The 24372-nt window shown below is 44.9% G+C and carries 25 protein-coding genes and 2 pseudogenes; 3 read left to right on the top strand and 24 right to left on the bottom strand.

What is annotated here, in order from left to right; all coding sequences use genetic code 11:
* Positions 1-24: 24 nt before the first annotated feature.
* Together ACYQ3Q_RS17490 and ACYQ3Q_RS17485 are read left to right on the top strand one after the other, a co-directional pair.
* Positions 25-702: a response regulator transcription factor gene (locus ACYQ3Q_RS17490; protein WP_459929800.1), complete on the top strand. Its 678-nt coding sequence runs from the start codon at positions 25-27 to the stop codon at positions 700-702.
* A complete protein-coding gene (locus ACYQ3Q_RS17485; RefSeq protein ID WP_459929799.1) occupies positions 692-2155 on the top strand; it encodes a sensor histidine kinase in 1464 nt (487 codons plus the stop codon). The genes ACYQ3Q_RS17490 and ACYQ3Q_RS17485 overlap by 11 nt, the downstream gene beginning before the upstream one ends.
* A gap of 154 nt (positions 2156-2309) precedes the next feature.
* Here ACYQ3Q_RS17485 and ACYQ3Q_RS17480 read toward each other — a convergent pair whose 3' ends face one another.
* The 24 genes and pseudogenes from ACYQ3Q_RS17480 to ACYQ3Q_RS17365 all read right to left on the bottom strand — a co-directional run bounded on the left by ACYQ3Q_RS17480 (position 2310) and on the right by ACYQ3Q_RS17365 (position 23995).
* Entirely contained in the window at positions 2310-3587 is a 1278-nt protein-coding gene (locus tag ACYQ3Q_RS17480; RefSeq protein ID WP_459929798.1) for an MFS transporter, read from the bottom strand.
* Positions 3588-3897: 310 nt separating this feature from the next.
* Positions 3898-4482: a cupin domain-containing protein gene (locus ACYQ3Q_RS17475; protein ID WP_459929797.1), complete on the bottom strand. Its 585-nt coding sequence runs from the start codon at positions 4480-4482 to the stop codon at positions 3898-3900.
* A complete protein-coding gene (locus ACYQ3Q_RS17470; protein ID WP_459929796.1) occupies positions 4457-5407 on the bottom strand; it encodes an aminopeptidase in 951 nt (316 codons plus the stop codon). The genes ACYQ3Q_RS17475 and ACYQ3Q_RS17470 overlap by 26 nt, the downstream gene beginning before the upstream one ends.
* Positions 5367-6389 carry an ABC transporter ATP-binding protein gene (locus tag ACYQ3Q_RS17465; protein WP_459929795.1) on the bottom strand — a complete coding sequence of 341 codons (1023 nt, stop codon included), beginning with the start codon at positions 6387-6389 and terminating at the stop codon, positions 5367-5369. The genes ACYQ3Q_RS17470 and ACYQ3Q_RS17465 overlap by 41 nt, the downstream gene beginning before the upstream one ends.
* Entirely contained in the window at positions 6382-7356 is a 975-nt protein-coding gene (locus ACYQ3Q_RS17460; RefSeq protein ID WP_459929794.1) for an ABC transporter ATP-binding protein, read from the bottom strand. Before ACYQ3Q_RS17460 ends, ACYQ3Q_RS17465 begins: the two co-directional genes overlap by 8 nt.
* A gap of 10 nt (positions 7357-7366) precedes the next feature.
* Positions 7367-8206: an ABC transporter permease subunit gene (locus ACYQ3Q_RS17455; protein WP_459929793.1), complete on the bottom strand. Its 840-nt coding sequence runs from the start codon at positions 8204-8206 to the stop codon at positions 7367-7369.
* 7 nt (positions 8207-8213) lie between these two features.
* Positions 8214-9224, bottom strand: a complete 1011-nt coding sequence (locus tag ACYQ3Q_RS17450) for an ABC transporter permease (protein ID WP_459929792.1) — start codon at positions 9222-9224, stop codon at positions 8214-8216.
* Positions 9225-9237: 13 nt separating this feature from the next.
* Entirely contained in the window at positions 9238-10794 is a 1557-nt protein-coding gene (locus ACYQ3Q_RS17445; protein ID WP_459929791.1) for an ABC transporter substrate-binding protein, read from the bottom strand.
* Between the two features lie 445 nt (positions 10795-11239).
* Complete coding sequence (locus tag ACYQ3Q_RS17440; protein WP_459929790.1) at positions 11240-12994, bottom strand: helicase-associated domain-containing protein; 1755 nt, start codon at positions 12992-12994, stop codon at positions 11240-11242.
* Between the two features lie 15 nt (positions 12995-13009).
* Positions 13010-14716, bottom strand: coding sequence for a DNA repair helicase XPB (locus ACYQ3Q_RS17435; RefSeq protein WP_459929789.1), 1707 nt, complete (start codon positions 14714-14716; stop codon positions 13010-13012).
* A 274-nt stretch (positions 14717-14990) separates the two neighbouring features.
* Positions 14991-15410: pseudogene (locus tag ACYQ3Q_RS17430) on the bottom strand (proton-conducting transporter transmembrane domain-containing protein); the annotation flags it as partial.
* A gap of 55 nt (positions 15411-15465) precedes the next feature.
* Positions 15466-15802, bottom strand: a pseudogene (gene nuoK, locus ACYQ3Q_RS17425) (NADH-quinone oxidoreductase subunit NuoK).
* On the bottom strand, positions 15799-16302 hold the full coding sequence (locus ACYQ3Q_RS17420; RefSeq protein ID WP_459927588.1) for an NADH-quinone oxidoreductase subunit J family protein: 504 nt from the start codon (positions 16300-16302) through the stop codon (positions 15799-15801). The pseudogene nuoK and the gene ACYQ3Q_RS17420 overlap by 4 nt, the downstream one beginning before the upstream one ends.
* 2 nt (positions 16303-16304) lie before the next feature.
* A complete protein-coding gene (locus ACYQ3Q_RS17415) occupies positions 16305-16733 on the bottom strand; it encodes a NuoI/complex I 23 kDa subunit family protein (protein ID WP_459929788.1) in 429 nt (142 codons plus the stop codon).
* A gap of 4 nt (positions 16734-16737) precedes the next feature.
* Entirely contained in the window at positions 16738-17793 is a 1056-nt protein-coding gene (nuoH, locus tag ACYQ3Q_RS17410; RefSeq protein ID WP_459929787.1) for an NADH-quinone oxidoreductase subunit NuoH, read from the bottom strand.
* Positions 17794-17819: 26 nt separating this feature from the next.
* A complete protein-coding gene (locus ACYQ3Q_RS17405) occupies positions 17820-18923 on the bottom strand; it encodes an NADH-quinone oxidoreductase subunit D (protein ID WP_459929786.1) in 1104 nt (367 codons plus the stop codon).
* Positions 18924-18934: 11 nt separating this feature from the next.
* Positions 18935-19423 carry an NADH-quinone oxidoreductase subunit C gene (locus ACYQ3Q_RS17400; RefSeq protein WP_459929785.1) on the bottom strand — a complete coding sequence of 163 codons (489 nt, stop codon included), beginning with the start codon at positions 19421-19423 and terminating at the stop codon, positions 18935-18937.
* A complete protein-coding gene (locus tag ACYQ3Q_RS17395) occupies positions 19413-19934 on the bottom strand; it encodes an NADH-quinone oxidoreductase subunit B (protein ID WP_459929784.1) in 522 nt (173 codons plus the stop codon). The genes ACYQ3Q_RS17400 and ACYQ3Q_RS17395 overlap by 11 nt, the downstream gene beginning before the upstream one ends.
* Complete coding sequence (locus ACYQ3Q_RS17390) at positions 19925-20281, bottom strand: NADH-quinone oxidoreductase subunit A (protein WP_459929783.1); 357 nt, start codon at positions 20279-20281, stop codon at positions 19925-19927. The genes ACYQ3Q_RS17395 and ACYQ3Q_RS17390 overlap by 10 nt, the downstream gene beginning before the upstream one ends.
* A 600-nt stretch (positions 20282-20881) precedes the next feature.
* The gene (locus ACYQ3Q_RS17385) at positions 20882-21424 is read right to left on the bottom strand and encodes a PadR family transcriptional regulator (protein WP_459929782.1); all 543 of its coding nucleotides are present in this window, start codon (positions 21422-21424) and stop codon (positions 20882-20884) included.
* A gap of 60 nt (positions 21425-21484) precedes the next feature.
* On the bottom strand, positions 21485-22576 hold the full coding sequence (locus ACYQ3Q_RS17380) for an ABC transporter permease (RefSeq protein WP_459929781.1): 1092 nt from the start codon (positions 22574-22576) through the stop codon (positions 21485-21487).
* Positions 22549-23121, bottom strand: coding sequence for an ABC transporter permease (locus ACYQ3Q_RS17375; protein ID WP_459929780.1), 573 nt, complete (start codon positions 23119-23121; stop codon positions 22549-22551). Before ACYQ3Q_RS17375 ends, ACYQ3Q_RS17380 begins: the two co-directional genes overlap by 28 nt.
* 72 nt (positions 23122-23193) lie before the next feature.
* Positions 23194-23652: an ABC transporter ATP-binding protein gene (locus ACYQ3Q_RS17370; protein WP_459929779.1), complete on the bottom strand. Its 459-nt coding sequence runs from the start codon at positions 23650-23652 to the stop codon at positions 23194-23196.
* A 73-nt stretch (positions 23653-23725) separates the two neighbouring features.
* A complete protein-coding gene (locus ACYQ3Q_RS17365) occupies positions 23726-23995 on the bottom strand; it encodes a hypothetical protein (RefSeq protein WP_459929778.1) in 270 nt (89 codons plus the stop codon).
* Between the two features lie 25 nt (positions 23996-24020).
* Here ACYQ3Q_RS17365 and ACYQ3Q_RS17360 point away from each other — a divergent pair, with 25 nt between their 5' ends.
* Positions 24021-24332: a hypothetical protein gene (locus tag ACYQ3Q_RS17360; RefSeq protein WP_459929777.1), complete on the top strand. Its 312-nt coding sequence runs from the start codon at positions 24021-24023 to the stop codon at positions 24330-24332.
* The last annotated feature ends 40 nt before the right edge of the window (positions 24333-24372 follow it).

Raw genomic sequence — 24372 nt, 5'->3', positions numbered from 1 at the left:
TTATTTGAAATGGCGGGGCTTTTAATGAGTTCGAAGATACTGATTATTGAGGATGAGGAAAAGATCGCCCGATTTGTCGAGCTTGAGCTTGGCTATGAGGGTTATAGCACAACAAAGGCCTTTGATGGCAGAACAGGGCTTGAACTCGCCGAAACCGGCGAGTTCGACCTCGTTTTGCTAGATGTAATGCTGCCTAAGTTGAGTGGCATGGAAGTCCTGCGTAGAATTCGCCGAACCTCCTCCGTTCCTATCATCATGCTCACAGCTCGGGATAGTGTGGTGGATAAGGTTTCCGGACTTGACAGCGGGGCGAGCGATTATATTACCAAACCATTTGAGATAGAGGAGCTTCTCGCTCGGATCCGCACCGCCCTCAGAAAAACTATCCAGGAAGACACAGTAGTGTTATCCGCCTCCGGTCTGCTGCTGGACACCAGCCGCCATACGGTTAGCGTTATGGGCAAGTTCATTGAACTAACAAAACGTGAATTTGACCTTCTCCACTATCTGTTAAAAAATAAGGGCTTGGTCATTTCCCGGGAAGCACTGCTCGAAAATGTTTGGGGTTTTGATTTTGCGGGAGAAACTAATGCTGTCGATGTTTACGTACGTTTTCTGCGTGGAAAAATTGATGAGGTGTTCGATATTAAACTGATACATACCGTAAGGGGAGTGGGGTATGTGATTAAGGATGAAAAGTGACCAGTTAAACAGTCCCCCTAATCGCATCGGCGATAAAATACGGTTTTCCCTTGTCTGGAAGCTCAGCCTCAAACTTTTTTTCCGTTTGCTGGGGATTTTTCTAACCCTTAATGTATTTTTGTGTCTGGTGTCCGCTGCAGGGTTAATTGTGCGCGCCGAACAGACCATAGCGGCGACGACTGAAGTGCTGAATCTAACGGGGCTGCCAACCCAGGATGCGGAAAACTGGCTTAAACTCACGGGATACAGCGTTTCGCTGCAGACGGAAGAACCACAAGGGTTTAAAATACCCAAAACCCTACAGATCCCCCATTCCAAACAGACTGCGTCCGGTGTCAGGAGTATCGACTTACCGGATTCTGAAGGTTTAACCTTTTGGGATCAATTTGAGGGTGTTACCTACAATGCGTCGATCGCTACTAACGGACGTTCTTATCTTATTTCCATCCATCTTCAGGAATCCCTACGGATATTTGTAGAGATGTTTGCCATCTTATTGATCCTGGAACTTTTAATGCTGTTCCGCAGCATTTTCTCAGGCGCTAGAACGATTCGGAGAACTCTCCGTCCTATTGAAGAATTGGCTGAAACAGCTCAAAACCTGACTACCGGCGGCGTCTTTACACCAGAGCAGTTGGAAGTTCTGGCAGATAAATTAGACGACATCAATGCCACAAGGCTGGACACGAGAATTTCAGTGGGTGATACGCAAAGCGAACTGAAAAACCTGGCCTCTGCCATTAACGGGATGCTGGACAGAATCAACGACTCCTACCGTTCCCAGGTGCGTTTTGTATCGGATGCGTCCCATGAACTAAGGACGCCAATTTCCGTTATTCAGGGGTATGCCAATCTGTTGGATCGCTGGGGGAAAAATGATGAGAAGACCTTACAGGAATCCATTGATGCCATCAAAGATGAAACAGCAAATATGAAGGGCTTGGTGGAACAGCTATTATTTCTGGCACGGGGCGATAACAACAACATGGTTCTGCAAATTGAGCGTTTTGATCTGTCCGCTCTTGCTGTAGAAGTGCTACGGGAGACGCAGATGATTGACGGTGGGCACGAATACGATTCGAGTGTTACGCCCGTTTTCATTAATGCGGATAAAAGCTTGATCAAACAGGCGACGCGAATTCTGATTGACAACGCCATGAAATACACGTTCTCCGGTAAACGGATCACGATCTCTGTTTCCCCTGCTGACGGTTATGCCCAGCTGACGGTACAAGATGAAGGTATTGGTATCCCACCCGATGCGGTTCCCCATATTTTCGATCGCTTCTTTCGCGCCGACGATTCCCGCGCCAGAGCAACGGGCGGAACTGGGCTGGGCTTATCTATTGCGAAGTGGATCACAGAGCGACATGGCGGGTACATGGAGGTTTTGAGCAGGCAGGATATCGGAACCAGAATGTCCATTATGCTCCCCGCTGCGCCTAAACCATGAGATAATGGCTAGAGAGAACAAGGGGGAACAAGGGGACAGGTCCCGTGTCCCAGATTAAGAAAACAACTACTATAAGTATGTATTTTCAAGGTGTTGAAAAAAGATCTCTTTGATTCTTTCTCTGAATTAGAGCTTATCGCCCAAGCCAAACTGGTTAAGAGTTATTAATTTTAGCACGTGGGAAAATTGGCTGATGAAGAAAAACAGCAACTAAAGCACCAGAAAAAGCAATGAAGGCTGAAAGCCAAAGATTCTGCACCATACCCCAACCCATATCTAACATTGCTCCTGCCACTGCTGGCGCGGCCATTTGGCCGATGCCGAAAGCTACTGTAACAGCTCCAAAAGCTGTAGGGGCTAACTGAGCTCCTACTTCATCTCCACAGGTAGCATTCATGATTGCCGGTACACTAAAAATGCTCAGACCGTACAACAAGGCAGCTACGATGATAATTCCTTCCCAGGGCGAAGTTGCAAAGGCAATTAGACAACAACCGTGTATTACATAAACTGTGAAAAGTCCCCAGCGACGTCCTATCCGGTCTGAAACCCAGCCCCATATAAACCCACTAGGTAAACTGCAAAATCCAACCCAAGACCATAATCGTCCAGCATCCACAGTAGACCAACCACGAGTTCCGGTTAAATAAGCTCCGAAAAAAGTTGTAAAGATCACGTAGGAAAAACCAAAGGCAAAATATATGATCGCTAATCTTCGCAAGACTGGTTTTTCCTTAAATATCCTAAATAACTTTTTCCAGATTGATTCTGTAATGGGTTTAGTGGGTCCTAGCGTAATACACGAGTTACTGGGTCGATCCTTAAGTTTAAAGAAAGCCCAGATTCCAATCACTATGACGGCTATACCTAACCAAATCCAAGCAGAACGCCAGCCTTGCCCCCCCGGAGCTGATAACAACCTAGGTAGTAATAAACCATTGATGATCAGACCAAAGCCCGAACCTGAAACTAGAAGCCCCGAGGCTAAGCCTCGACGTTCCGCTGGCACCCAAGCTGCAGTCATTGCCATAACGGGTATGTTAGCTCCCGCCATTCCCACTCCTGCTAAAGCCAACCAGATCAAAGGCCAAAAAAATCCTGAACCCAACCCCGTCAAAATCATACTAGATCCGGTCAGAAATAGAGAAAAGGTGATTACCTTACTGGCACCCCAACGTGCCGAAGCGATACCTGATCCAAGGCTAAAGGATAAATAACCTAAAAAAGCTACTGTCACGATAAAACCCATTTGGGAGTGGGTAAACCCTAAGCCTTTTTGCATGGACGGTAGAATAAGTGCCATACTGAAACGTCCAAATCCTAAAGATCCAAGGACTACTAATACACCAGTAATAATAAACAACATTAAATTTGCATCTATACCCTTGGGATTGACAATTTTATCTTCTTTAATGGACTTTTGCAGTTCCATGCTAACCTCCTAAGGTTTTTTCAGAATATTTATATACTTACAACATCTTAATTCGCCGCCTACTAAATTTTTCCTGCAAAATTACAGCCCTATTTTTTTTATGAGACAACTCTTATTTAATAAGGTTCTTGTTGAATATCCAGTTACCAAAATTACGCGTCAAACAACTGGTCATAGCCACATGCTCGAGCGCGAATCTTTCTGGTCCTACCGTTTTTCATCGATATAATCAAATTCTGGAAGATTCTTTTAGTAAATCTTCCAGAATTTTGAGAGGACTCAGCCAAATCCAACGGCTGAGTCCTTTTATTTAGAAGGAAGGCGGGGTCATTGCCCAGATCCCAATGGCCACTTTGTCTCCATGATTAAAATAACGATGGGGAACTGTGCTATCCAAGTAAATGCTGTCCCCCTCCCTCAGTAAATACTCCTTCCTTCCAGCGACAACCGTCATTTCCCCATGGACAATAACTCCACATTCTTCCCCTTTGTGTGCCACTAAATCGACCTTCGACCAAGTACCCGGTTCCAGAATAATGGAAAGGAACTCTAACTTAGTCTGACTATTAACCGGGGAAAGAAGACGATAAGTCACATTAGATTCAGGCAATATTAAAACTTTTTGTTCCTCTCGCGGAATTACAACGACCGGGTCATTGGCATTTTCTTCAAACAACTTAATTGGCGATATCCCCAAGGCCTGAGTCATCTTCCAAAGAGAGTCAAGAGAAGGGGTAGAAAGTCCACGCTCGACCTGGCTAATCAGACTGGAACTCAAGTTGGTTTTGTTTGCTAAGGCCTCTACGGTCATCTCCTTTTCTTGACGATAATAACGAATCTTTTTCCCGATATCTTTAATCGGTACTCCTTCAGGTGACATTGATAAATCGCTCATCAGTATCATCGCTCCCTGGCAAATAATGCTGCAATATACTGTCGTCAATGGAGATTATGGGTTTTCGGATGACAAAATCCACATGATGTATGGACTTCGTTCGTCCTAGGTTGTAACTGTCTCCAATGGCAAAATGGACACTTCCACCTTCTTTTTCATCGGTAGAGATATTGTGGTAGGGTTTGTTTATGGCAGGATTCATCCCGATGGCAAATTCACCAATACTTCGAACCCCGCCGGCATAAAGCTCAATCCATTCCATAAATTCAGTACTTCCATCTATTAACACCCCTGCCTCAAACACCAGTTTCACAGGTTCGTTTGGCAGCCAAAGTCGTGATATGGTACCATCAACCATAATTTGCCCAGAAAACGTCTCTTCAACCGGACAGGTAAATATTTCTCCATCCGGAAGCTGTGTTAATTTACCTGGTTCACAGTATCCGTCGGCTAGAATCCAAGGTCTCCCTTCAATTGAAAAACTGATATCAGTTCCCAATTCCGAAGTAATCTTAACTTTTTTAACTGAAGACATTTTTCGGGCTAAGGATTCAGCCGCAGAGGAAATCCCCTTATATTCTACATCTCCCCAAAACTTATCTTCCAAGTAACGTTCATCCCAATTCCATAGTGCCAGTACAAGTTTGCCTTTTTGAAATAACACTTGACGCAATTCCTTCAAAAAAACGGAATTTTCCAGAGTAGGATTATATAATTCTATAATGTGGCTAGCTTTGTACACAGACGGAGATAAGGCTATGTCTACAACAGAAACATTCAAGGGAACAACCATGATTTGACACTTGATGTCCAGTATTTCTTTAAGTTTACATCCAAAAGCTAGGTCATTTGTTAGCAACAACAGGTTTTTAATAGGTTGATTTTTAGTCAGTGATTCTAGGATACGTTGTCGAACTTTGGGCAACCACTACATCTCCTTCACTCTTTTCTCCCCTCACAGCATGACAAGAAACCCAGTGTCCCTCTTTGATAATTTGTAATTCCGTACCGGTTTCACGACACAGTTCATTTGCATAACAACAACGAGGGTGGAAACTACATCCCTGAGGAGATATCAACCGGGTCGACATTTCGCCATCGAACTCCACAACAAGAGGTTTTTCCGTATTGATATTAGGTACAGATTGTAGAAGAACTTTTGTATAGGGATGGAGAGGGTTATTAAATAGTTCATCTGAGTCAGCCAATTCTACGATTCTGCCTAAATACATGACCGCAACTTTATTGCTTAAGTGCCTTACAACGGCTAAATTATGCGAAATAAACAAATATGCAAGGTTAAGGTCCCTTTGCAATTCCTTTAGCAAATTGAGGATCTGGGCCTGTACCGACACATCTAAAGCTGAAGTTGGTTCATCCAGAACAATAAGTTTGGGATCTAAAGATAGGGCCCTGGCGATGGCTACCCGTTGTCGTTGGCCCCCGCTCAGTTCATGGGGAAACCTGCCTAGATATTCCTCCCCTAACCCTACTTTGATGAGAAGTTGCCGCACCCGCTCCTGTCTTTTGGGTTTATCCCGCCAACCGTTTAAGCGTAAGGGTTCTTCGACAATTTGCCCGATTCTAAATCTCGGGTTTAGGGAAGATTGTGGATCTTGAAATACAATTTGAATTTGTGATTTTATTTCTCGCTGCTGAACTTTGCCGATATTCATCAAATTTTGACCCTCAAAGAAAATCTTCCCATTCGTCAAGTCCAGAAGATTAAGCACCATATATCCTAAAGTACTCTTACCGCAACCGGATTCACCTACCAAACCCACCGTCTCACCCGGAAAGATATCCAGGGAAACGTTGTTCACAGCTTTAAATGGTAAACTTCCTTTATTTCCACGAACAGGAAACTCCTTTTCCACCCCTCTTAGAGAAAGTAAAGGTTTAAGCATGATGTCCATCCCTCCAGCAGGCTACATAATGATTCTCAGAAATACTGGTCAACAATGGCCGGATCTCCCTGCACTTCTGTTCTGCTAAAGTACACCGTGGGTGAAAACGGCAACCAGATGGGGGGGTTAAGAGGTTCGGAACACTACCGGGGATGGATCTTAAGTCGTTTTGCTTGCCGTCAGGGTTTGGCAATGCCTGCAAGAGAGCTATCGTATAAGGGTGCCGCGGTCTGTGTAAAACATCTCCGACCGAGCCACTTTCTACAATATTTCCACTATACATCACTGCAACCCGTCGGCAGGTTTGAGCCACCACAGCCAAGTCATGCGTAATCAGAAGTACTGAAGTCCCAAGTTGATCCGCCGTCTCTTTCATAAGCTGCAAAATCTGGGCTTGAATGGTAACATCAAGAGCAGTCGTAGGCTCATCTGCCAGCAGGAGCTTCGCTCCACAGCCAAGGGCCATCGCTAAAAGTACTCTTTGTCTCATACCACCGCTTAATTCGAAAGGATACTCATTGACTATCCTCTCGGGATGCGGTATCCGAACCCGGGATAGCCAACGGACAGACTCCTCCTTAGCCTCTTTAGATGTTAATCCCTTATGCAATTTGAGGATTTCCGCCATTTGAGTGCCTATTTTAAACGATGGATTGAGGGCATTCATAGGCTCCTGAAAAACCATAGAAATTCTCTTGCCCCTGATACTTTGGAACTCTTTATCCGGTTTGCCTACCAATTCCTGACCTTCAAACATTATTGAACCCTTGGATATCCTGGCACTCCTTTTAGGCAATAATCCGAGAACCGAGTTAGCTGTAAGAGATTTCCCCGAACCGGATTCGCCAACTAAGCCTAAGAATTCTCCGGGGAATAGCTCTAAATCAATTCCATTAAGGACTCGGGTTACTCCGGCATAACCGAGAAAGTCCACATGAAGATCGCTGATTCTTAAAAGAGGCTCCATAACTTTCCCCCTAATTGCGGGAGCGTGGGTCAAGCATATCTCTAACCCCATCACCCAATAAATTGAACCCTATGACCGTAACGAATATAGCAATGCCTGGACAGGTTGCATACCACCATTGATCGAGCAAGAAGGTTCTGCCCATACTAACCATTGCCCCCCACTCAGCCTCCGGAGGTTGAGCGCCTAAACCAATGAACGACAGTGCAGCAGCAATAAGGATAGCCTCCCCAATTCCTAAACTTGCTTGAACAACGACAGGCGCTAAACAGTTCGGTATAATATGACGGCTGATAATCCAAGCCTTGGGTGCACCAAAGGTTTGAGCTGCTTTGACAAATTGTCTTTTTTTGATGGACAGGGTCTGGCCTCGGACCAAACGGACATAAACAGGAATTTTCACAATAGCTACGGCAAGTATACTATTGTGAAAATTTGGGCCTAAAGCCGCTGATAGAGCAAGGGCTAAAACCAGACTTGGAAAGGCCAACATGATATCCATAAGTCGCATGAGCAATGAATCAACTTTGCCGCCTAAAAATCCGGAAATACTGCCAAAGATTATACCAAAAATACCGGCGATGCCAACAATCCCCACCCCAGCTAAAAGAGAGAGTCTTGCTCCGTAAATTATACGACTTAGAATGTCACGCCCCATCTCGTCCGTACCTAAAAGATAGATACTGTTTGGTGGTTTCAAACGGTCTACCAGATGCATGGTATAGGGATTATGCGGTGAAATGAACGGGGCTGCGAGAGCCAGCAGCATAACCAAAGAAATAATGATCATTCCAATTACGGTCAAGGGGTAACGCTTTGTAAAATAGTGAAAATATCTTAGTTCAACCAAAGTCAGTTCACCCCTTAATTTGCGGATCGAGTATAGGATAGAGCAGATCAACAAGCATATTAATTAAGACATAGATGAGAGCTACTAAAATTGTAAAACCCATAATCGCTGGGAAATCCAAAAAGGAAATTGAATCAACAACATATTTACCCATACCCGGCCAGGCAAAAATCGTTTCAGTTATAATCGCTCCACCCAAAAGCTCTCCGAATGTTAAGCCAATAACTGTGACTGTAGGTATTAAAGCATTGCGCAAAGCATGCCGGTAAACGATCCTTTTACTGGGAATCCCATTAGAAACTGCCGTCTTAATATAGTCCAGCTCAAGCACCTCGATCATACTGGCCCTTACCTGGCGGGCAATCGTAGCGAGTTGAATGTAGCCTAAACAGATAGACGGTAACACCAAATGGAGCATACTACTCTTGAGAGCAACCCAGTCTCCTGATAAAACACTGTCCAATACGTAAAGCCCGGTAATATGAGTCGGTGGATTAATAAACGAGTCAATTCTACCGGACCCGGGAAGCCAGCCCAAATATTTATAGAATAGCAGCAAAACCACCAAACCCAGCCAAAACAACGGTGTGGATACCCCTAAAATTGCAAAAACCCGGGTAGCATGATCAATTAGGGTATCACGGTAAGCAGCCGAAAGTAAACCGAGAACGACGCCGATGAGTACCGCAAACCCCATGGCAAATAGGGTTAATTCAATGGTTGCCGGAAAATAAGTTAACAATTCGCTCAGAACAGGACGCTGGGTTCGGATGGAGATTCCCATATCTCCATGCACTAGACCCCACAAATAGTCAAGATATTGGAACCAAACCGGTTTATCAAGGCCCAAGGCATGTCTCATACTTTCCAAAGTTTGGGCATCTGCCCTTTGTCCAATAAGCATGCGTGCCGGATCACCCGGCACGACATGCGAAACAAGAAAGGTTACAAGCGTAACGCCTAGGAGAACAATCAGGAGCTGGCTTATCCATTTAGCCAAAAATTTGATGCGACTCATTCTGCTACCCCATTTACTTGTTAATCGTTTGGAAATTATACATATCCTCAAGCATTGGGTTAAAGACAAAACCTTGCACAGATTTCCGCATAGGTAATTGATAGTTTTTCTGTACTAGGAAGACATAAGGGGCATCCTGCATAATAAGCTCCTGGGCCTGTTTATACAGTTCCGTTCTTTGGACCGGATCATTAATACTGGCTGCTTGTCGGACAAGTTGATCAACTTTGTCATTTTTGTAGAAGGCCCGGTTGCCGGCTAAACCGAAGTTTTTGGAGTCAAACCAGTAATTCATAAACATGTAGGGATCGGCATAATCAGGACTCCAAACACCTAGCGTCAGTTCAAAGTCCCCTTTATCAATTTTTTCCCGTTGAGTAGCATAAGCAATTTTTTGCAAGTTAACTTTGATTCCGATCTCAGCGAGATTATTTTGGATGATTTGAGCTTCTTGCTCCCACCAGGCTTTACGATCGGAATACATCAAATTAAGTGTCAAGTCCTTGACTCCGGCTTCCTGTAAAAGAGACTTAGCCTTTTCAAGGTTTCTGGTATACTGGAATAAGTCAGGCTGATAACCCCATAGCCCCTTCGGAATAGGACCACGCATTTGGGTTGCATTTCCCTGCCAAACACTGGAAATAATCCCCTGATAGTCTATAGCATAAGAAATCGCTTGCCGTACTTTAGGATTATTAAGTGTCGACTTTTGAGTATTTAAGTAAACATAATCAACCATTAGACTTGGTGTATCGAACACCACTAAATCCGCATTTTTCTTTAATTCTTTGATTTGATCAACCGGAATACTTTCAGCTATGTCAACATCGCCTTTTTCCAAAGCCATGCGCTGTGCCGATGGGTCTTTGATGATTTTTACCATAATTGTGTTTAACTTAGGTTTTTCACCTGGGTAATTGGGATTGGCCGTTAATTTAAGATACTGTTCTGGAACCCACTCCGACAAAATGTAAGCACCACTACCGGCAGTGTGAGCAGCTAACCAGTTTTGTCCCATATCCCCATCCTTCTCTTGCTTCATAACAACAGGGTTGACTATTCCACCGCCATTAGTCGCTAAAGTAGAAAGGAAAGGAGGAAAGACGGTTTTTAGTTTAAATTGTACGGTTTTCGGATCAACTGCCGTTACACTTTCCAAACTTGGAAATGCATCAGATGGTCCTTTTTTTACTTTCATTAACCTGTCAAATGAGAATTTTACGGCTGATGCATCTAAAATTGTGTCATCCGCAAATTTAAGATTATCGTTCAGATGAAAAGTCCAAGTTAATCCGTCCTGTGAAACATCCCACGACTTCGCTAAACCAGGTTCGACTTCAGTACTACTCTCTTTAAAGTTTACAAGGCGCTCATAAGCAGGATAACATATTTTCCAGGCTGAATTGTCCATGGCCACAGCAGGATCAATTGTCCCGAAATCGGCCGCAGTCGCTACCACCAAAGTTTTATCCTGTGTTGAAGACGCTTGAGGTGTATTCGCTGACTTAGCACAACCGACCAAATTCGCTAATACCAGGAAACTAAGCACAAGAACCAATACTCTTTTCATTTTGCTCTCCTCCAATTCTTAAAATAGTTCTAAAAAGTTTTTATATAGTTGCAATAAAAATTAAATTGTTCACCCCCTTTTTAGGCAGCTTAAAACCAAACTTTTTAATATTATTCAGTGTGGTTAAACTTTTTTAATGTGATTGAATAAAATAATCACAATTAACCAGTCCGAGCTTTTGCAACTCGAACCCTGTTCTCTCTATATATAACAAAAGCTCCAGACAAATTACTCTAAAGTATTGTGTCTGGAGCCTCATTGCTCGTAAAAGGAAGGGAAGGGAAAAGTCCTTAAAATACTTTACCCCGTCATCACAATTTACAATATTAGTTGTTAGGTGGCATTTTACCAGTTTTTTCTGCTCAGGTCAATATATAAATTTCTGAAAAGATCCCTTGAGGGTTGCACCTGCTTTGAACGTGGGGTCATGTTGGTTAACCTAGTTTTAATCTTCGTCAGAAGATCTTTTCCGTTCTGCAACCCCTTCTCCACTTAAAACCCCTGGTAAAGGGAAGATGCCCTGCTTTTCGAGAAGTTTGCGCAGTTTTTCAACCTCTCGTACGATGACGGCGGTGGGACTATATAATCCGAGCACATACTCCCTGTATTTGCGGGCCGAAGCGATGGACGCTGCTTGTTCTGGTGTTGTGCATTCCAAGAGACTGAGTTGTACAAAGGCGACTTGGCCAAAAGACTCTACCCATTGCTGGACAGTAAGGACAAGATTTTCGGGTAAAGGATAAGTGCTTAGCTTTGTCAGTACGGATAACACTTCATTAGCCGGCAAGCCTCTTTTCAGAGCATTCATCAGAAAGGTCTTGTCTAAGCGATATTTAAGCATCTGATCCTGCTGTTCAAGCACGGCAAATTGACTCAGTTCCCAGCGCGCAGTCCAAGATGCAGAATGAGGGAGCAAGATTTCGAAGTTTGGTTGGACATAGGCCGTATTTGGCCCATTCATTGGGTAAACGGAGTCTGTGAGCTTCTTAATCTCAGCCTTATAATCTTCAAGGTTTTGCCTTCGCAACAATTTGGGAATTAGAAACTGTCCCAGAGGGGTGGCCCGAACAAAAATATCTTCTTTAAGCTTACCCCAATCCAGTAAACCTAGTAAGCGCAGTGGTTCAAGTAGGTAGATCACATGATCTTGCAGTAACAGGTTACACAAGTTTTTGGTTGAGATCAAGGTAGTCACCATATGCCCCAAGCTTGTCCACTCAGTACAACGGGCTATTAATGGAAAGACCACGAAAAATCCTTTATTGGTAATCGAGCCAACATGGATCGGACAAATCTGGCCGAGCAAGTCTTCTACTTTAATACCCTCTGGCAACTCCCTGCCCGCTGTTGTCAAATCCAACCGTTCTCCTTTTGTCCTAAACAATTGGAAAACCCGAACTACCCTCAACAGCCAGAAAAAATAACTCTCCGAGGAAAATAGATTGTCAGGCCGGGGGGGCACAGTCAGAGCGGCCAACACACGCTTCAATGAGTGTTTGTTGATCTCATGAGTGCGGGTGATCAAAACCTCACCCTGCTCTATCATGACGAGAAAATTAAATATGTTATCTAACGTGTTTGGAAATTCTGCGGGATAGGATTGTTCCGGCTCGACTTTATAAAGTTCTAGTAGACCTTGCTGTTCAATAAATTGCCAAAAGGCTTCAGCAACACCTTCTTCAAGACTGAGTAAATTGGAATAACGGCCAACAATCAAGAGGCCAAGGTTTTTCCATTTGCTAAGCATCCTAACAACCTCGCTATAATCAGGCCCAAGGAGATCTGTATCTAAATAGCGAAAGCTATCTTTGTCATAATTATAAAACTGGTCAATACTCAAATCCTTTGGTTGCCTATAGGCGGTGAAGGCAAAGAGAATCCGCTCCGTTGGATCCATCCGAGCAAAATAATCCGCCCAATCCTTTGGCTTAAGCTTCTTTTGAGGAACCCCTTTCTGTTGAGGGGTTGACTTAGCCTTGGGTTTGTTATGATTGGTGGGGTTATTTGAGTTCGTAGGTTTATTGAAGTTAGGGGATTTGTTACTCGTAGGCTTATCCGTCTCAAGAGTGGGCGGCTTAAACCCTGGAGGGTATTTTTCTCCGAAAACTGGCCGCCACTTGGGAGGAATTTGTGTCTGATCAGAAGGAGCTGATTGATGCTGATTAGAGTTTCGTTTAGAACCTGAAGACGGTTTCTTCATTGTGTAAATTCCTCCTTATTCAAGATCCTCCTCGATCATAATTTTATAGGCATACCCTTGTTCAGTCAGGAAAAGCTGCCGATGCATAGCAAACTCCTGTTCCTTCGTATCCTTGGATACCAGACTATAAAAATATGCTTTGCCCTCTCCCTGCTTAGGTCGTAAAATTCGGCCAAGCCTTTGCGCTTCTTCCTGCCGAGAACCAAAGGTCCCGGAGACCTGGATTGCTACATTGGCATCCGGCAAATCAATGGCAAAGTTAGCGACTTTAGAGACCACTAAACGACGCAAACGGCCACTTCGGAACTCTTCATAGAGTCGATCACGTTCTCGTTGCGGAGTTTTACCTGTTATCAAAGGAGCATTCAGCTCACGAGCCAGCATTTCTAGTTGACGCACATATTGCCCAATCACCAACACCAAGTCATCCCGATGTTGCTCTATTAACTCTGACACTTTATCCATCTTGAGGGGATTTTCCGCCGCCAAGCGGAATTTCTCCTTTTCTTCGGCTAAAGCATAGTCCATACGGCGGGCTTTACTCATGGAGATTCGCCACTCCATACACTCTGCAGTGGCAATCCAGCCTTGAGACTCTAAGACCTTCCAGGGGACATCCATTTTCTTCGGGCCGATCAGGGTAAAAACCTCATCTTCCTTACCGTCTTCCCGGACTAAGGTTGCCGTCAAACCTAGACGGCGTTTTGCCTGCAAATCGGCAGTGGCCCGAAAGACCGGCGCAGGTAAAAGATGCACCTCATCATAGATAATCAGACCCCAGTTCTTTTCATTAAAGACGTGAAAGTGACTGAAGTTGGCATCGGCGTGGGGACGATGGGTGAGAATTTGGTAGGTGGCCACGGTGACCGGACAGATCTCTTTTTTCTCACCACTATATTCCCCCATTTGCGCCGCTTCCAGGGTGGTTTTGTCCGCCAGTTCGCGCAGCCACTGTTTGACAGCGCTGTTATTCGTTGTCAAAATTAGAGTCTCGCACTGCAATTCCATCATCACACCCATACCGATCACGGTCTTGCCTGCGCCACAAGGCAATACCAGAACTCCGCTCCCGCCACGCACGGAACCCTGCTGATGGAAGGTTGCGACGGCTTCTTGCTGATAGGCTCGCAGAGCAAAGGGATCACCTTCAGGATTTTCCGTACGCCAAGCCATGGGCAAAGGGGTACCCTTGATATAACCCGCTAAGTCTTCCACTGGGTAGAAGAGTTTCATCAGGAGCTGTTTTAATTGCCCACGGGCTTCTGGGTTGATCTCTACTCGGGTTAGAGACAAGTTTAGGGAATCGTCGTTCCTTTCCCTTTCACCAAAGGCCAGCAATAGCTTAACTTCTTTATGTCGGACGATTTCCAGGAGAATCACTGGATCCTCCGCCGTCAAAAAGAGCTTATCTTCCTCTCGAACCAGCTTCACCAAGCCGTAGCGACCCATAAGCTGCTTAATCTCCGTGCGCACTGAGTCGGGGAGAGGAAATTTACTGTAGCGCTCCAGACCGTCTAACACATCGGCGACGGTAACTCCACTTGAGGCAGCGTTCCATAATGATAAGGGCGTGATCCGATAAGTATGGATATACTCCGGGCTTTTTTCCAATTCGGCAAAGATGGCTAACGTATCGCGAGCTTCTTCATAAAGTGGATTCTGTACTTCTAACAGAACGGATCGATCACTTTGGACGATCACAGGATTTGTACCAACTGGCATTAGTGTCTCCCTCTTCCGATAATATTCGTCATTATTATAGCATAAAAGAGCACTCTGAAGAGCACCCTTCTAACACTAAAACACAGAAAACAAGGGGACAGGTTCCCTTGTTTCACCTTCGAAGAAACACAGGACCTGTCCCTAAAATGACTATAGTCAACTAGAAAACAGCCTACTTAGTCGAGAAGGGCTTTCATTTCGCACCTTAACAATGAACCCGATAATGTAAACCACACCTTAAAGAAAGCTGATGTCCCTGTACACCTAGTGTCACTTACCTAAATAAACTTTGAGCTGCCGCCGTAGCCATTTGGGCTAAAGGCGTCGGGTAAATACCAAGGGCTAAGGTGATTAACATGGTAAATACCATCGTGAACTTCATCGCTCCATGGACTGGAACATCCGGTAAGCCCTCACCCTCAGCGAGGAACATCACCTTGACCACCGAGAGATAATAGTACACGGAAATCATGCTCATCACGAACCCGATATAGGCAATCGCCACATACCCTTGATCCATCGCTGCCGAGAAGAGATAGAACTTCCCGACAAATCCCGCGAGGGGCGGAATTCCAGCTAAGGATAATAAGGAGGCTGTCATGACGACGGTCGCTAACGGGGAGCGACGCCAGAGGCCTGCATAATCGGCAATCTTGTCACTGCCTTGCTTCTCTGCTATAAGGGTCGCCACTGCACCACTGAAAGAGATCATGCATTTCCTTGAACACCTACCTTCTCCATAGTCTCTCTTACCACTTCAACCAAGTTAATTCGTCCACGTTGGTCGATTGACGGTTACGATAAATCGTAATGATCAAGGCCAGTCCCACCGCCACTTCGGCGGCCGCTACGACGATCACGAAAAGTGTGCCCTGTCAGCACATAGTGTATGTCAATCTTTTCGTTCCAAATAAACCGGTTGAACGCCACAAAATTAATATTAACCGCATTAAGCATCAGCTCAATGGACATCAGGACTGCAATGATATTTCGCTTGGCAAAGACCCCGTAAAGTCCGATACAAAAGAGCATCGCTCCCACTAGGAGATACGTCGAAAGCCCGACACTAAAATTTGCTAAACTCATTTGCTCTCCTTCACTCCCTTCGCCAAGATCACGGCTCCGACTAAGGCTACGGTGAGCAAGACAGCCGCCGCTTCAAATGGAATCATAAACCGAGTGAGTAACAGGAGCGAAAGGTCCTCTGCTGAGCCGCCGCTCGTCCACGGTGTGGCCAAAACGCGCCAGTCCGCATTGGAGAGAATGACGAGCCCCATGATCACAAAAACTGAACCCGAGATCAGCGCTCCGGTTAGCCAACTACGGTTTTCTGGATTGCTATCACAGATATCACCACGCAGAGTCAGCATGACTGCGAAGACGACCATCAAGGAGACCGCTGCCGTATAGATTAACAACTGCACCGCTGCCAAATAGTCGGCATTCAAGAGAATATAGAGCACGGCAACTCCCGAAAACGAAAGGGCTAGATAGAGCGCACTGTGCACAATGTTCTTGGAGGTCACGACACCCCAAGCGGCTGCAATCGACAGGATCGCAAAAATAAAGAAAACGATAGTGCCCATGCTCACTCCACCTTCCCTTTTCGCTCCGCGCGTTGAATCATATCCCACTGCATGGCACGCGCAATCATATCCCACAGTAATTCTTCACGATGGTAGACTGCATTTTCATACACTTGGCAGAGTTTAAGAGCTTTAGTAGGACAGGCTTCAGTACATAACCCACACAAAAGACAGCGACCCATGTTCATATGGTAAATCTGTAATACTTTCTTATTTTTCTCATCCTTTTCGCTGGTTAGATCAATGACTTGATTCGGACAGGCATTGACACAAAGCCCGCAAGAAATACACTTTTCAGGTTCAAGAACCATAGAACATCTTGTACGGGCAGGAAGATTCGGCTTAACTTCTGGATAATATTCAGTAAGATTGGGTCCGAGGAAACGTTTAATCGTAATACTCAAGCCTTTTAATAAACCTTCACCAAACACTCTTTTACCCTCCCATCCGCGCAATGAGCAACTCGTAAACATAAATACCCACACCTGTTAAGAAGATATTCGCTAACGTTAAGGGAAGTAAGATCTTCCAGGCAAAATGCATAAGATGATCGATTCTCATCCGGACAAAGGTCCAACGAACCCACATCATTAAGAAAATTACTAACCAGATTTTGAGAACAAACCATAACCACCCCGGCAGGAATTCGGGGCCGTACCAACCACCCAGGAACATCGTAACAGCGATTGCCGATGTGGCAACCACATTGCCATATTCGGCTAGCATGAATAATCCCCACCTAAGTCCTGAGTACTCAGTGAAAGGTCCAGCAACGATCTCCTGTTCCCCTTGGACATTATCAAAAGGAGCCCTGTTCGTCTCGGCAATCCCGGCTATCAGGTAAATTACAAAAGCCAAAGGTTGCAGGAAAATAAAGGGGATGGTTTTCTGGGCTTCGACTATGGAGGTTAGATTAAAGGTCTGAGTAATCATGACGACACCTAGCAAGGATAAGAGCAACGGAATTTCATAACTTATCATTTGAGCTACCGCTCGCAGACCGCCAAGTAAGGAGTATTTATTATTGGATGCCCATCCGGCCATTAAGATCGCTAAAGTTGACAGGGATGATACTGCAAAAAAGTAAAATATACCTAAATCGAGATTTATAGCTACCATTCCTTCACCGAAGGGAATTACGCCAAAGAGCATCAAGGTAACCCCCACTAACATCATGGGAGCCATTTTAAAGAGGAATTTATCGACATTGGCAGGGATAATATCTTCCTTACCTACCATTTTCACCGCATCGGCGATAAATTGGAACCAGCCGTGTGGCCCAAGTCGATTGGGACCTGATCTCTGTGATACCCAGTGAGCGAATTTGCGTTCCACCAAACTAAGAAACAAAGCTGCGACGACCATAATCAAAAAGAGCACAATAAACACGATAATATTAATGGTCAAGTCAGCTCCAAACGAGTGGGAATCGGCAAAAAGTCCACGGATGGTAGCCGCAATATTTACAAAAAGATTATTTAAAGCGTCCATCTTCTTCTCCCCTCATTGAAAAGTTCTTACTTATCCACTTCCCCTAAAACAAGATCCATAGATGCGAAAATAGTCACAAGATCTTGTATCTTCCAGCCTTTAACGATAGCAGGAAGCATTTGAACATTTACAAAGGCGCCGGTACGAATCCGAACCCGCGCCGGTTTTGTCGTCCCATTACTGACAATGTACCAACCCATTTCTCCCTTAGGGTTCTCAACTCGATGATAAACTCTGCCAGTTGGTGGCTTAAGTACCTTAGGAACCTTAGCCATCACCGGCCCTGCTGGGATGTCTCTCATGGCCTGTTCGATAATCTTTTTGCTCTCTTGTATTTCAAACAGCCGAATCAAGTGTCGGTCATAAGTATCGCAGCCATACAACACCGGGATCTTGAAATCAAACCTGTCGTAAATACCGTAAGGCTCAGCTTTACGCACATCATACTGTACTCCAGAGGCCCTTAGGTTGGCCCCCGTTATCAGTAGATTTTCTGCCAATTCCTTAGGAAGAATACCAACACTTTTCATGCGTGATTGTGCAATCTCATTCCCGAAAAAGATACCATAGTACTCCTCGATCATCTCAGGCATATCCTCGAGAAAGCTCTTAAGTGCAGGCATAAACTCGTCCGGAACATCTTGACTGACCCCGCCGATGCGAAAGTAATTGGGAGTCATGCGATTGCCAGCCGTCATCTCAAAAAAATCCAGAATCCGCTCGCGGTCACGGAAACAATAACTCCAGGGAGTCCAACCGCTAATATCTAAAGATCCACTCCCGATCATGACTAAGTGACTGGCAATCCGCCCCAATTCCGCAAAGATAATGCGGAGATACTCAGCACGCTCAGGCACTTCTAGGTTCATCAATTTTTCAACGGCTTGGACGTAACCAAGACTATTGTGCGGACCTGCTAGATAATCTAAGCGGTCTGTGTAGGGAATAAACTGAGTATAAGTTCGACTTTCTGCCATTTTTTCCAAACCACGATGGAGATAGCCAATTTTGGGTTCAACTTTAGTAACAACCTCACCATCTAAATGGACCACCATGCGAAACACGCCATGTGTACTCGGGTGTTGGGGGCCCATGTTTAAGGAGTACTCTTGAGTTCCTTCAATCATCATAGTTTCCCCACCTATTCCCCTTCTTTTCTTACTCGCATAACAGCACGTTGTTCATGATTCTCAATCACATAATCTTTCCGCATTGGATACCCTTCAAAATCATCCCACATATAGATACGCTTCAAATTTGGATGTCCTCTAAATTGTAGGCCGAACATATCGAAGGCTTCACGCTCTAAAAAGTCTGCCCCCTTCCAGATGTGCGTAACTGACTCAATCACAGGATTCTCCCGGTCGACTCTGGCTATTATACGTAAACGCTGAGGACCGCGCAGACTGGATAATTGGTAAACAACTTCGAGGTGATCCCCTAGATCCATTCCACATAGATCATGCAAAAAATCACATGGGACATCCGCAAAGTTCTTAGCCTCAGTTAAGGCTTCAAGTGTATATCGGCCATCAACTGTTAATTCAAGCTCGCCCAAACTCTCCTCGACTTCTCCGTTAATCCTGGCAGCCAACTCGCCTACTCGGACTCTCAAACTATCATTTACCATACTTCATTAACCTCGCCTTAGCAGGATTTTGGATCTTCTGTTTAAGTTGCAACATCCCAAAAATCAAGGATTCCGGCCTGGGAGGGCAGCCTGGTATATAAACATCGATCGGAATTATACTATCCGCCCCCGGTACCACAGCATAGGAGTCTGCAAACGGACCCCCTGAGCAGGCGCAATTACCCATGGCAATAGCCCATTTAGGCTCTGGCATTTGATCATAGATACGCCGCGCTACTGGTGCCATTTTCCTCGTCAAAGTTCCTGCCACAATCATTAAATCAGCTTGTCTCGGTGAGGCTTGGAACACCTCATATCCGAAACGAGATAGGTCGTAACGGGGATCTCCTGTTGATGCCATCTCAATCGCACAACAAGCTAGGCCGAATGAATTAGGCCAAAAAGAATGCACTCGACCCCAATTCAAGAACTTATCTATGCTGGTAAGTAAAATATTTTTTTCTTCCATAGCTTCGGCATCGCGCAGTTCTTTCTCCCTTTTTACATCCACTCCAAAGCACCTTCCTTCCAAGCGTACCAAAAGCCGACAATAAGAATAATCATAAAGACAAACATTTCCACAAAAGCAAAGGTTCCTAGTTTACGAAACGTCAAGGCCCAAGGATACAAAAAGATTGTTTCTACACTAAAGGCGGCGAAGACAATAGCGTAAAGAAAGTAGTTACTTTTGAATCCAATCCAGGCCTTACCAATCGGCAGATTACCGCATTCATAGGTTGTTAACTTTTCCTGATGCGGCTTATGGGGTGCCAACAGATGAACCACAGTCATAACTACGATCGGTAAAACCACTGCAAACGCAAGCAACAGTCCCACCGCGGCAAAATTATCGGACATTTTATTCTCTCCTTTCACTCAGCTTTAGTGCCAGTTCACTTCCTTTCGAGTTTTAGGTTGTAACCTTATTCCCTCCTTCCTTAATACCTACCTTAAAACTGATATAACTCCTTGTTAATATCAGTCTCGGCACTGAGTTATTGATAAACTAGCCCTTATGAAGCACTACGTCAGTAGCTAGTTCAATTAGACAGCCTCTAAATGATTTCTCATTAAAAACCTATCAGTGTTTATTCATTGTCAGATGGATTTCTCCCGATTTAACGTTTTGACACTCCCCAAAATCCGTGGCTAAAAGGATCTTAATAGCTAAAAGCATATATCTAGCTATTAGTATATACGTAGAGAAAATTGACTTCAATTGATAGATAATTTTATAACTTGTAAAATTACCCATTAAGTTGCATAAACTGCCAAAATATATTAATTAAATACTATATCCCCGCATAATACGCGAAAACACAACTTTGAAATGTTAGCTGTAAACAAATCGCGTTCTCTAAGAACACTAGTATTTTAAGATCCTGTAAATGAAAAAACCTTCGCTCCCCTTCTCCAAATGGATAAGGGGACCGAAGGAAACTCAGGCAAAAGGAACACCTACGTCCTGGCATACTCAAGGATCTTGGCTTCTACATGGCTCAACCACCGCACATCGGCTTCCGCGTGAAACAACGCCGCATCCGTGAGCAGATCAGTCATCATATTCTCCCGGTTAATCCCTCCTTTGCTCAGGCGGTACTTGGTTTCTGTCAATTCTCTCATTTGCTCCATGTATATTTGAGTTTGTCGTTCAAGGAGTTGGAGCGCAAGCTCCGGATTCTCCCTGCTAATGAACACTAGTTTTATAAAGAGTTCATCTCGTAGAGCCCTTGGTTTGGTAGCCGGTTCTTGGAGCCAACGCTCTAGCTCCTGGACCCCTTTCGGGCTAATATCGTACACTTTCTTGTCTGGCCGGAAACTTTGCTCTTCTTCAGTTCCACTAACGAATCCCTCTTTATCCAGCCTGTCCAGTGTGGTGTAGATTTGTCCGTAATTAAGGTTCCAGAAGTTCCCTATTCGCGCATCAAAAATACTTTTTAGTTCATATCCATGGCGTGGGGCTTCTTTCAAAATACCTAAGATAGCGTGTTTAACCGGCATGACTAACTACTCTCCTTATTATTCTGCTTATTCTTTATGAACGAGTTTGACCAATCTTAATTATTTACTCTGAACGCAACGCTTTGACCGGGTCAACCTTGAGGCCAACCAAGCTGGGTACACTGTACTCAGACCAACGACCAAAGCCATGACGATGGCAACGCCAATGTTTTTGGCCCAAGGGATCGATACATCCAAGACCCAACCATTGACGTTTTTATCAAATATCGTGCCTCCAATCTGAATACCGGCTGCCACCGGAATCGCTAGGACTATTCCAGCTATAAACAAAGACCCCACTTCAATTAACAACACACCTCTGATTTGTCCACGTGTCAGTCCCACAGAACGGAGAGTACCGATTTCACGAACCCGCTCTAGTACAGAAATCAGCATAGAATTGGCAGTCCCAACCGTTGCCACTAGGAGCATTACAATAATTACCAAGTTGAAAATATCGCATATACTCCTGTTCAACTTGATCATGCTGTCCCGAAAATCTGAAGCCAAGGCTACCTGCACCCGGAAGTCATTTTGCAAATTTGCTTCCAACCGATCCCGCACCAAGGCTGGTGATACGCCAGGTTCTAGGGTTAAGTAGATATGATCAATCGAGTGGTCACCCCAATAGCGAAGATAGTCTTGGCGGTTCATATACACACTGCCATTATAGCTATAGAAATCCTTGATAATGGCAACAACCGGAAACTCAAGGGTTCCAGCAGGGGTAGGAATTTCCAGCTTTTCTCCTCTGTACACGCCATATTTTAAAGCCATCGATTGGGAAATCCATATATTCCCTTCTTGTTTAATGGCGTTCCAAGCTTCATCCTTCCCCGGCTCAAGCACATGGGGAGTGGCTAATTGACGACTATCTAAGACATCGTAGATTTGAAGATCGAGGGGATTGCCGTGCCATTGAATACCGGTGGTACGTAATCCGGCAGTGACTCTTACCCCGTCTACCTTACGGACCCGTTCCAACAATGCTTCAGGTAAACCTACTTGATTACTGGAGAAGGTCTGTAATCCCTGGGTAATCACAATGTCTGACGAAATTAAGGTATTAACCCAGTTGCCAAATGTCAGATTAACACTGGCGAGGATTCCTAAGAAGCCAAAAGCTACAGCCAAACCAAGAAGTATGGGCATCCCAGATTGGTCTGGGCCACTCCGCTGTCTTCCAAGATTCCGACCAGGGTAAAATCCTGCATTCCCAGCATAGTCTGGACCTGCCAGATATCCCCCACTTTTACCGGCTTCCCCCGTAACAATTCCTTTGGTACAGCGATTTCTCGGTGATCCTGTGCTGGCATACGTCCTTGCATTACCCGATAGGTACGGATTGCTTCATCTTCTCCGGGCACAATGCCCATCAGCGTGGTAAATCCCGGCAATCCTCTGACCTGTACGGAGCTCTGCACAAAAGGAACTGCCGCTTGTACCCCTGCCGTCTTTTGGACTTTTGCTAGTAAAGTATCAATCATACCGCCCTGAGGTGCTTTCACCTCCAAGTGGGCATTTCCCCCCAGTAAACTAGCAAACTCTCCGCTCGCATAATCGATACTACTATTCAACCCTTGCAAAGCCACCAACGCCGCTATCGCAACCGCCACACTCAGCGTATTTAAAATCGCCCGCAGTTTTCGACGGCGAAAATAGGCTAGAGCTAACTTTATACTTAACAACTCACTCACCTCGCCGTCGAATCAAGGATTCGTCCGTCTTTCAGGCTGATCAGAGCGTGACCGTACGCGGCAACCATGGGATCATGGATCCACCCGCTTCAGCCAGTCACTCACTTTGGGTTGCCAAACTGAGCGGGGCTGGCCGGCCATCAGTAAAGGCAAAGCGGCATTCTCCTCGGCACTTAAGGTGGGGATCAGATTGAACAACTGAAAGATAAAACCGATTTCTTGGCGACGAAACAGGGTGAGCTGATTATCCTTCCAGTCGGAAATTCTCCGGTTGTTGAGGTAAATATCCCCTTGACTCGGCTTGTCTAAGCCGGCCACTAAATTTAATAGTGTGGACTTGCCGGACCCGCTTGCCCCCATAATGGCTAGGAATTCACCCGCTTTGACTTCTATACTCACGTTATCCAGACCTACTACCTGTTCCTTGCCCTGGGTGTATTGTTTACTGACGTGATCTAGCCTAACCTCACATCCCCTGATTTGCTTCTCTCCCGCTGATTCCCTACTTTTTGTTACTGCAATTTCAACCATAGTTACATCCTTTCTGCCCCTATAGCTAAAAGTATATATCCAGCTAATAGTATATACATAGCGGGTGTGGAATTCAATAGATTCTTCTTAAGTAACTATTGATTTTTCCGAACAAATCGTGCTGCAGCAGCTTCCCCTTCGACCTGGACGATGCCGATAGCGCCAATGCCTCCCGCCAATTCTCCTTAACCTCTTGCCAGGCATCGGGGTTAACTCGATGTAGCTTTTGCATAAAACCTGTGCCTTTTTCAATCTTTTTCGAAAAATGGAACTTTAGTAAAACTGAACTATTCATCTCCAAAACGTAGTATAATAAGACGATCGATTGTGAAAGTAAATACATACAACTTAGATGGGGTGATTTTTTCATGAGTATCTTTGAAGTTATTATGTTGATTTGTTTCGGTGCTGCTTGGCCCCTATCCATTTATAAGTCTTACATCTCCCGATCAACCAAAGGTAAAAGCGTATCTTTTCTCATCGTCATTCTGATCGGGTATGTTGCCGGGATCTTGAATAAAGTTTTTAATCAGTATGATATGGTCGTCTATTTATACTTACTCAATTTCATGATGGTCTTAATAGATCTCCTGATTTACGTTCGCAACAGTAAAATTGCCGCTACCCCTGCTCACCGTTATGAGCCAGAAATGTCACGACCTGCAGTATCCGCTAAATAGAGATGAACAACCCTCCCGTAGCCGCGAATTCTCTCGGCAA

This window comes from Desulfosporosinus burensis (assembly GCF_054657535.1).
This window is presented reverse-complemented; position numbering and strand designations above follow the sequence as displayed.

Excerpts from the sequence above, each read along its gene's own strand:
- ACYQ3Q_RS17490 (WP_459929800.1), top strand. The coding sequence starts at position 25 with ATGAGTTCGAAGATACTGATTATTGAGGATGAGGAAAAGATCGCCCGA.
- ACYQ3Q_RS17485 (WP_459929799.1), top strand. The coding sequence starts at position 692 with ATGAAAAGTGACCAGTTAAACAGTCCCCCTAATCGCATCGGCGATAAA.
- ACYQ3Q_RS17480 (WP_459929798.1), bottom strand. The coding sequence starts at position 3,587 with ATGGAACTGCAAAAGTCCATTAAAGAAGATAAAATTGTCAATCCCAAG.
- ACYQ3Q_RS17475 (WP_459929797.1), bottom strand. The coding sequence starts at position 4,482 with ATGAGCGATTTATCAATGTCACCTGAAGGAGTACCGATTAAAGATATC.
- ACYQ3Q_RS17465 (WP_459929795.1), bottom strand. The coding sequence starts at position 6,389 with ATGCTTAAACCTTTACTTTCTCTAAGAGGGGTGGAAAAGGAGTTTCCT.
- ACYQ3Q_RS17460 (WP_459929794.1), bottom strand. The coding sequence starts at position 7,356 with ATGGAGCCTCTTTTAAGAATCAGCGATCTTCATGTGGACTTTCTCGGT.
- ACYQ3Q_RS17450 (WP_459929792.1), bottom strand. The coding sequence starts at position 9,224 with ATGAGTCGCATCAAATTTTTGGCTAAATGGATAAGCCAGCTCCTGATT.
- ACYQ3Q_RS17445 (WP_459929791.1), bottom strand. The coding sequence starts at position 10,794 with ATGAAAAGAGTATTGGTTCTTGTGCTTAGTTTCCTGGTATTAGCGAAT.
- ACYQ3Q_RS17440 (WP_459929790.1), bottom strand. The coding sequence starts at position 12,994 with ATGAAGAAACCGTCTTCAGGTTCTAAACGAAACTCTAATCAGCATCAA.
- ACYQ3Q_RS17435 (WP_459929789.1), bottom strand. The coding sequence starts at position 14,716 with ATGCCAGTTGGTACAAATCCTGTGATCGTCCAAAGTGATCGATCCGTT.
- ACYQ3Q_RS17420 (WP_459927588.1), bottom strand. The coding sequence starts at position 16,302 with ATGGGCACTATCGTTTTCTTTATTTTTGCGATCCTGTCGATTGCAGCC.
- nuoH (WP_459929787.1), bottom strand. The coding sequence starts at position 17,793 with ATGGACGCTTTAAATAATCTTTTTGTAAATATTGCGGCTACCATCCGT.
- ACYQ3Q_RS17405 (WP_459929786.1), bottom strand. The coding sequence starts at position 18,923 with ATGATGATTGAAGGAACTCAAGAGTACTCCTTAAACATGGGCCCCCAA.
- ACYQ3Q_RS17400 (WP_459929785.1), bottom strand. The coding sequence starts at position 19,423 with ATGGTAAATGATAGTTTGAGAGTCCGAGTAGGCGAGTTGGCTGCCAGG.
- ACYQ3Q_RS17390 (WP_459929783.1), bottom strand. The coding sequence starts at position 20,281 with ATGTCCGATAATTTTGCCGCGGTGGGACTGTTGCTTGCGTTTGCAGTG.
- ACYQ3Q_RS17385 (WP_459929782.1), bottom strand. The coding sequence starts at position 21,424 with ATGCCGGTTAAACACGCTATCTTAGGTATTTTGAAAGAAGCCCCACGC.
- ACYQ3Q_RS17380 (WP_459929781.1), bottom strand. The coding sequence starts at position 22,576 with ATGCCCATACTTCTTGGTTTGGCTGTAGCTTTTGGCTTCTTAGGAATC.
- ACYQ3Q_RS17370 (WP_459929779.1), bottom strand. The coding sequence starts at position 23,652 with ATGGTTGAAATTGCAGTAACAAAAAGTAGGGAATCAGCGGGAGAGAAG.
- ACYQ3Q_RS17365 (WP_459929778.1), bottom strand. The coding sequence starts at position 23,995 with ATGTATTTACTTTCACAATCGATCGTCTTATTATACTACGTTTTGGAG.
- ACYQ3Q_RS17360 (WP_459929777.1), top strand. The coding sequence starts at position 24,021 with ATGAGTATCTTTGAAGTTATTATGTTGATTTGTTTCGGTGCTGCTTGG.